We start from the raw sequence: 8,173 nt of genomic DNA on the forward strand, positions 1-8,173 counted from the left end.
AGTTTTTAGGGTAGTGTTATGAGTGAAACCAACCGCCGGGAATTGATCCGGATCGCCAGCGAAATGAAAGAGGTGAGCAATGACGAGACCTGTCAGTTCATCTCTCGCATCGTTGACGATCTCAGCGGCCTGAAACCGTCGATTGCATTCGTCGGGCAGATCAAGGCCGGAAAGTCCCGCCTGATCAACGGCTTTACGGGACAGGCAGAATTTCTGCCGTCGGACGTGAACCCGTGGACGACCGTGATCACCGACATGCATTTCGGACATCCCTCCGGGCGCACATCGGGGGCCGAATTCCATTTCTTCGACAACCGCCAATGGCAGGCGCTGATCGCCGAAGGCGAAGAACTGCGCAACATGTTCCCCGACGATGAGGACAGCTATAAGCGCGAGATGATCGAGGAGCAGGTCGAGGCGATGAAAAACCGCGCTCGTCTGCGCCTGGGTGACAGTTTCGAACAGCTGATGGGCCAGCATCACGACCTCGAAGAACTGACGTCTGATGACCTTGCCCGCTATGTCTGTGCCGGGGATGATCCGACCGACGAAGCCGAACATGATCCGGGATCGGACCGGGGTTTGTACAGCGACATCACCCGCAAGGCCGAGGTGTATTTTGATCTTGGACACTTCCCGTTCCCGCTGACCGTGACCGACACGCCCGGCGTCAATGATCCGCTGTTGATCCGCGAAGAGATCTCGCGCCAGTACCTCAAGGAATCCGACTTTTTCGTCGTGGTTCTGTCCGCGCACCAGGCCCTGTCGCGCGCCGATTTGAAACTGTTCCGGCTGATGCAGGCGCTTGAGCTGGGTCAGATCGTGGTTTTCATCAACCGGGTCGACGAATTGGGCGGCGGTGCGGAAGACGCGGCGAAAGTACGCGCCGACGTTTTGGACGGGTTGGAAAAGGCGCTGGGGAAGTCCAGCATCGACGTTCTGATGGGCAGCGCTCAGTGGGCGCATTACGCACTGACCGGGGACGAAACCGGCGTCAACCACGATCACATCCTCGCCTGGCTGCGGGCGCATCCCGAACAGATGAAGCAGTACCTTGCCGGCGTCGAAGAGATCAAACGCGGCCCCGGCCCCATCAGCCGCGAGGCGGTTCTGCGGTATGCCGCGATGATCGCCTCGGGCTTGCCCGATCTGCGCCGGCATGTCACCACCGCGCTGACTGACGGCCCGCGCAACGAACAACTGCGTATGGCGTGGCAACATCTGAACGGCTTTGCCCAGGGCGAGCTGGAACGCAGCAAGGCCCGCCTCCGCGCGCTGGAAGAAGATGGCCAACCTTCGGACGATGCGGCTGACGAGAATGACAAGACCCTCGCCGAGTTGCGCAAGCTTGTATCGGACAAAACCGCAGAAATCACCCGCGACATGGATGATGTTCTGGCAAACTTGCGTGGTGTGATGGATGACACCGTGGCCGAAGCCGTCGTATCGGTTGTGCGCGGACCCGACGGGCAATCCCCGTTGCTTGCCAAAGGTGGCGCAACCGAACTGAACTTTACACCGTTGCGCGAACGCATGCGCGAACTGGTGCAGGGTGCGACTCAGGTCATTCGCCAGCGGATGCTCAGCGAACTCTATGCCATCGACATGCAGGCCAACGCGTCTCTGCGGTCCCTGCCGGGCTGGCAGGAGCCGACCGACAGCCGTATGAACACCAGTGCCGTGCGCTGGTTCCGTCCGGATACCACCGCATTGACCCGAGGGATTACGGTCGAGTTGCGGGTGAACTGGTTGTCGCGTCTGATTTCGCGGAAATCCGTCGTCTCTCGCGCCGAGCGCATGATCGTGCAGGAATTCGAGATGATCGGAGACGATCTGATCGATACCGCGCGTGAGAACCTGCTGGAGCGCCTGAATACCGCTCTGGACCATTTCCTGGCCCTGCTCGCCGGGCATCTTGAAAACCGCACCGCGACGGGCGAGACATGTGAGCGCACCCAGGCGCAGGTCGATTTCGACCGCGCACGCCGGATCGCGGACGAATTGCAATCGACCTTTGGCGCTGAACACAGCGACGAACGACAAGCGGAGGCCGCCGAGTGATTGAATTTCCCGGAACCGAGACGGAAGTGCGTCAGCTTGACCGTTTTCTGACCGCAACCGAACGCCTTCCGTCCACGCCCGAGTTGGACGACATGCGCGCGCGGGCACAATCCCACGCCGAGCGGTTGTCAAACGCGGTCTCAATCGGTTTTGCAGGGGAATTCGGCGCCGGGAAGTCCAGTCTTGCCAACATGCTCGCCGGAGCTGACATCCTGCCCACGGGTCCGCAACATCTGAAATTGCCTCTGGTGATTGTCACCTATGCGGACACACCTGAAACGACCGTTGGGTGGTGGGACCGCGAGCCAAAGGTTTATTCCGGCATCGCCCTGGAAAAGGCCGCGGCCGACAATCCTGATTTTATCTCGGTGGGGCTGAACACCCCTGCCCTGCGCGAAATCTCGTTGTTCGACCTGCCCGGCTCCGGTGCGCTGGACGACACTTACAAACAAACGCTTGATTTGTTGAAATTCGTCGATTGCGCCATCTGGTGCACGAACGGAACCAACGCTTGGCGCGAGACCGAGCGCCATTTGTGGGCACAAGTCCCGCAAAACCTGCGCGACAACAGCTTGCTAGCCGTCACTCACACGGACCTGCCCCCTGTCCGCGACGCCCTCGATCGCGTTCTGTCGCGGTTGGAGAAGGAGAAGTCGGGCATGTTCCGCGCGATCGTACCGATCGGGACACCAGTTGCCGTTCGCGCCATGGCGCAAGAGCCGGAACCGGACTTCGCCTTGTGGGAAACCTGCGGCGGCCAGAACCTTGCGGAGAAGGTGCTTGAAATTGCATCGCATCGCCGCCGAACGGATCTGGAGGCCGCGCGGCAGGACCTTGCCGCTGACTTCCTGCCGTTCTTGGAGACATTGACCGGCGCGGGCGAAGCCGCAGCCTCGGACACCAGAACGGTACAGCCCAGTCTGGAATCTGCGCTGCCGCCGCTGGACAACCCGATCCTCGAAGACTGGCTGGCGGCGATCGCCAGCATTTACGAAGACCTGCGCGACAGTTCGGACATCGAACCGGCCGCCTTCCTGCAAAGCTGTCAGGAAATTGTCGAGGATTTTGCTGAACGGCTGGAAAACGGGTCCGAGATCGATCCCGAAGCCGACTGGATTCCGGGCGAGTTCGAAAAGGCCACCGACCTGCTTCTGCTGCTTCAATTCGAGAGCGGCGAAGGGCCACTCAAGGATGCGATCAGCATACTGGCGCAGCTCAGCGACAACCTGGCGTGGGCCGGCAGCACGGTCGCTTCGGCCCCTCCGAAGACCGGAACCTGAGTCATTCCCGCAAGATTGATTGAGCCGCGGCGCGAATCGTTAACACTGGAATCATGATTCCATTGTTTCAGATCCGTGGACCATGGGTCGTCTGGCGCCCGGACTGAATCCTTTTTGTTCGCCGGGAGACACTACATATATGTATTCTATCAGATTTTTAATCAATATATTGATCTGCGCCCGAAACCGTTCTCAGTGAAGCCATGAGGCGGCCCCATTAAAGTCAAATTTGAAACGTCTAACCGTTCTCAAGTGTCCTGCGGTTGTGTTGGTTGTGTGTTCGTGGGCTGATTGCCCGGTTATTTTGGCCGCAAGTTTTTGGAATGATGGGCGGGAAGAAATGAACCACAACCAGGCTGTCGGTGCATCGCACGACGAACCTCAAATTCAAGGTCTGCAACCGGGCGCGAAACTGCTGCGCGGCCAGTACGAAATTCTTCGCTTCCTCAGCAATGGCGGGTTCGGCATCACGTATTTGGCGCGTGACAGCCTGGAACGCGATGTGGTCATCAAGGAATGCTATCCGGGTGCCTTGTGCCGCCGCAACGGTGACCTGGTCGAACCCAATGATCCGGCCTTCAAGGACGACCTACGCGCGATCATCGACCTGTTCATTCAGGAAGCCCGCAACCACGCTCGCCTGGTCCACCCCAATATCGTCGACGTGCACCAGGTCTTCGAAGACAACGATACTGCATATATCGCGATGGACCTGATCCGTGGATGCGATCTGCTGGATTACATCGAGGACCCCAAGACCGAAACCGGCCCGGACTTTATCGTCCAGGTCACCGAAAGATGCTGTCCGCGGTTTCATTCATCCACCAAAGCGGGATGCTGCACCGGGACATTTCGCCAGACAACATCCTGATCGACGAAAACGGCGAACCGATCCTGATCGATTTCGGCGCCGCGCGCGAACAGGCTGCCAACCAATCGGCGGCGCTGTTGACGCTTCGGGTGATCAAGGATGGGTACTCGCCGCACGAGTTCTACGTGCGCGGCTCGGAGCAGGGTCCCAGCAGCGACTTGTATGTGTTGGCGGCAACGCTCTACCACGCGATCAGCGGCGAGCGCCCGATCGACGGCCAATCGCGCCTGAATGCCTTCAACAACGGACAGAAAGATCCCTATCAGCCGCTGACCGGTCGCTTCCAGGGTTACCCGGATGGCTTCCTTGAGGCGATCGACAAGGCCATGGAGGTCCACGCGACCGACCGCCTTCAATCCGCACTGGACTGGTTGCGGATGTTCCGCGGCCCCGGTGTCGAATTCGACAGCTTTGCCTATCGCCCCGTTTCGGTAATTGTCGCCTTGGACGGCAAGGACGAAGAGGCCGAAAAGGCCCGCATCAAGGCCGAAAGCGAAAATGCCGAAGCGGTGGTAACAGCCCTGCTGGCCGGCAATTCCGATCTGGCTCTTGGGCATGGCGAAAAGAACGACGACGGTCCGGCAAGTTTTGCCCAGAAGGACGAGCCCGCAGCGGCGGTGGATACGGTCGTCCAAAAAGGATCGGGCGGCAACGGCAAGTTGATCGCGGGTGTCGCCGCAATCGCGATTCTGGCCGCTGGTGGCTTCTTCCTGATGTCCGGCGGCTCGACCGAGACGGACCCGGAACCGATCCAGACCGCGACGCCCACCGAAACGGCCGAACCTGCCGAAACGCAGACGGCTGAACCAGTGATCGCACCAGAAGCAACCAAGGCAGAAGAAACCGCAGCAGCAACAGAAACAGAACAGCAGGTGGCAGAAGACCAGCCTGTCGAGCAGGCCGCAGCGGCTGTCACACCGCCGGCGGTGGATACACAGGAAGAAGCGGCTCAGCCCAAAGAACCTATCGAAGTGGCGGCGGTTGCACCGAGCGCTCCGGTCAATCTGGCCGAGACCCAAGTCAGCTATGCCCATTGGGATGTCAAAATCCCGTTCTCGACTTCGCAGCGGCGCGCCTCGACCGGAAACATCATCGCCATCACCGGTGTGGATGCCGACCAGGACATGTCCACGATCGGTGAATGGGTTCAGCGAGGCGCGGCGATCTATACCCTGAACGGCAACCCTGTGCGCGCCGGAACGACGCTTGCCGCACAGGTTCTGGACAACCTTCAGGTTGACCCGGACGGCTATATCCGTGTCGCGGCGCGGTATCGCCCCATCGGACAGACCCGCGCGCAGAACGGTCTGCTGGCCCTGCCCGCAATCCGCGAGTTCGGGCTGGCCAACGGTTACTCGTTCGAAGCCCGCGGCGCTGATTTGCCCGAATGGCAGACAGTTGTTGCCGGAGCACCGGCCGCAACGGCAGGTGGCCTGCAGACCGGCGACATTCTTGTCCGCGAGACTGTCTCGGGAACTGAGATAATTGCTGCCGACAGTCTGGATACTGCGCTGAACGCGTTGGTTTCCGAAAACAAGCCCGAAGCACGGTTGGTTGTGCTTAGAAACGGGGCGGAAACAACCGCCGTGATGCCTTTGGCGCAGGAGTGATCAGACCGGTACGTATTTGATCCGCTAGTTTGTGTTTGCTGAGGAGGATGCCGCGTTTTGGCCCTCCTGGTGGGGACCGGCCCACCGCGGAAGGTAAGAGTGTTTCAGGTTTCCAACTTCATAAGTGCCGCTGCGCCATGCGCAGCGGTTCGTAACCCCACGGGTCACCTAAGCCCGTGCAAGTAGTCAAAGGTGTCGACACCATGTTCAAATACAAAAGCCCACTCAGCCGGCTTCTCGAGGGTGCCGGCAAAACCAAAGAAGCCGAAGGGTCGGAACCCGAAGTCGAAACGACAGACAAGGCCGAGCCGATTGCGGACTTCAATGCACTGCGCCAGGCTCTGGCTGGTGGAAACCTGAGCACGGACAGCTACGAGGAAACCGACGAACTGATCCCTGAAGAGAAGATGCCCGATTTCGCCGAGACCGAACAGACGGTGGAAGAGGCAACAGAGAGCGAAGAAACAGCCGAAGCCGCGCCTGAAGCGCCGGAAGAAGCCGAACAGGTCGTGACGCTGCACGTTGCGGCAACCGAAGAAGAAGAGACCATCCAGTCGGTCATGGCCGAAACTGCCGAACCCGATCTGGAGGAAGTCCAAGAGGAAGAGGCCTCGGCGCCGACCCCGTTCGAGTTGCCGGAACCCATTGCAATCGAAACCGCCCCGGACGAAGCAGCGGCAGATGCCGAACCTGTGGCCAGCGAGCCCGAAGAAGCCGAAGCCGCTCCGGAAGCAACCGAAGCGCCGGCCTCGGATCGTCGGTCGCGCGTCAAGACCACCTTCCTCGGGTTCGAGCGCCCTGACACACATGTGCAGGAACTGATCGAAACAGCCGAGCCGGTGGCCAAGACCGAAACCGCAGGCGCGACATTCCCGGTCGGTTGGCTGGCAGTAACCAGTGGCCCCGGGCGGGGGTCCAGCATCACGCTGACCGAAGGGCTTATGCAGATTGGCCGCAACGATGACCAGGCGATCCAATTGGATTTTGGCGACACCGGGATTTCACGGTCGAACCACGCCGTCATTGCTTATGACCCCGAAGACCGCAAATGCTATCTGGGCCATGGCGGCAAGGCAAACCTTGTGCGCCTGAACGGCAAACCCGTTCTCAGCACCGTGCCGCTGTCCAGCGGCGACCTGATCCGCATCAGCGAAACGTCGCTGCGGTTCGTGGCCTTCTGTGACGAAAACTTCGACTGGCGGGACGCGTAACGGATGCTGGCTACTCCGGCATATGACATTGCACTGATCCTTGATCAGGGTCAGCGCGACACGCAGGAAGACGCGGTTGCCTCGCGGGTCTTTGACGCCGCTAACGCCGGTTATGTCGTGGTGGCAGACGGGATGGGCGGTCACGCCGCGGGCGAAGTGGCCTCGGATCTGGTGGTCAAGTCCTGGTGCGAAGTGCTCGACGCAGTTCTGGAGACTCCGGAATTGACCGAGAATACGCTGCTGGATGCGCTGCCCATGGCCGCAATGCAGGCCAACGCGGCCGTGGCGGGGTACGGCGACGACCAGCAACAAGGCTTCAACATGGGCTCGACCCTGCTGGGTGTTCTGCTGCTGGGCAACAAAGTGTTCTGGATCTCGATCGGCGACAGCCCATTGTACCTGTTCCGCAACGGCGTTCTGTCTCAGATTAACGAAGATCATTCGATGGCCCCGGTCATCGACGCACAGGTGACCAGGGGAGCTGTCCGAAGCCGAAGCGCAGTCCCATCCCGACCGCAACCAGCTGACCTCGGTCATCATGGGCGCGGCGATCCCCAAGGTAGACTGCCCCGAAGACGCGCTGGAACTGACGACCGATGACATCCTCATCCTCGGCAGTGACGGGCTGCAGTATCTGGTCAACCACGACATCCAGTCCATCCTTCAGGACAACGCTTCGGCCCTCTCCCAGGACATCGCCGACAGCCTCCTCAAGGCGCTGATCGCCAAGGGTGATCCGGATCAGGACAACATTTCAATCGCCGTCATCAAAACGGCCCGACAATAACAAAGCAAAGCAACAGGACCCATGAGAACACACCTGATCATATCCAGCATTGCCCTGGCGGCAGCAACGGGGGCAGCCTCGGCGCAAGAGGCATGCTCGACCTACGAGATCCAGCGCGGCGACAGCCTGCGTGAACTGGCCATAAAGGTCTATGCGACCGAAGACTATCGCATCATCTACGACGCCAACCGCGACACGATCGGGTCCAACCCCAACATCATCCGCGTCGGCGACGTTCTGACCTTCCCTTGCCTCGAGGATGTCGGCCGCGCCGCGCCTGAACCGGAAACCGAGGCCGAGCGCATGGCCGCCGAGATGGCAGCCGAACTGGTCAAGGCCGCGGAAGAACGTGC

At 60.3% G+C, this 8,173-nt stretch carries 7 protein-coding genes and 1 pseudogene; all 8 read left to right on the forward strand.

From position 1 onward, the window contains the following. The first annotated feature begins 18 nt into the window (after positions 1–18). Positions 19–2,061: a dynamin family protein gene (locus tag ACR3EK_RS19080; protein WP_480634064.1), complete on the forward strand. Its 2,043-nt coding sequence runs from the start codon at positions 19–21 to the stop codon at positions 2,059–2,061. Then, positions 2,058–3,341 carry a dynamin family protein gene (locus ACR3EK_RS19085; RefSeq protein WP_170439742.1) on the forward strand — a complete coding sequence of 428 codons (1,284 nt, stop codon included), beginning with the start codon at positions 2,058–2,060 and terminating at the stop codon, positions 3,339–3,341. Before ACR3EK_RS19080 ends, ACR3EK_RS19085 begins: the two co-directional genes overlap by 4 nt. A 340-nt stretch (positions 3,342–3,681) precedes the next feature. Continuing rightward, a complete protein-coding gene (locus ACR3EK_RS19090; RefSeq protein WP_480634258.1) occupies positions 3,682–4,212 on the forward strand; it encodes a hypothetical protein in 531 nt (176 codons plus the stop codon). Beyond that, on the forward strand, positions 4,140–5,822 hold the full coding sequence (locus tag ACR3EK_RS19095) for a serine/threonine protein kinase (RefSeq protein WP_480634259.1): 1,683 nt from the start codon (positions 4,140–4,142) through the stop codon (positions 5,820–5,822). The genes ACR3EK_RS19090 and ACR3EK_RS19095 overlap by 73 nt, the downstream gene beginning before the upstream one ends. Before the next feature lie 203 nt (positions 5,823–6,025). Further along, on the forward strand, positions 6,026–7,033 hold the full coding sequence (locus ACR3EK_RS19100) for an FHA domain-containing protein (RefSeq protein WP_480634068.1): 1,008 nt from the start codon (positions 6,026–6,028) through the stop codon (positions 7,031–7,033). A gap of 3 nt (positions 7,034–7,036) precedes the next feature. Beyond that, positions 7,037–7,633 (forward strand): PP2C family protein-serine/threonine phosphatase, encoded by a 597-nt coding sequence (locus tag ACR3EK_RS19105; RefSeq protein WP_480634260.1) that lies wholly within the window; start codon positions 7,037–7,039, stop codon positions 7,631–7,633. Beyond that, complete coding sequence (locus ACR3EK_RS19110; RefSeq protein WP_480634261.1) at positions 7,572–7,820, forward strand: hypothetical protein; 249 nt, start codon at positions 7,572–7,574, stop codon at positions 7,818–7,820. The genes ACR3EK_RS19105 and ACR3EK_RS19110 overlap by 62 nt, the downstream gene beginning before the upstream one ends. Before the next feature lie 21 nt (positions 7,821–7,841). Beyond that, a pseudogene (locus ACR3EK_RS19115) lies at positions 7,842–8,173 on the forward strand (peptidoglycan-binding protein LysM); the annotation flags it as partial.

It is taken from the genome of Ruegeria sp. BC8, from assembly GCF_056535705.1.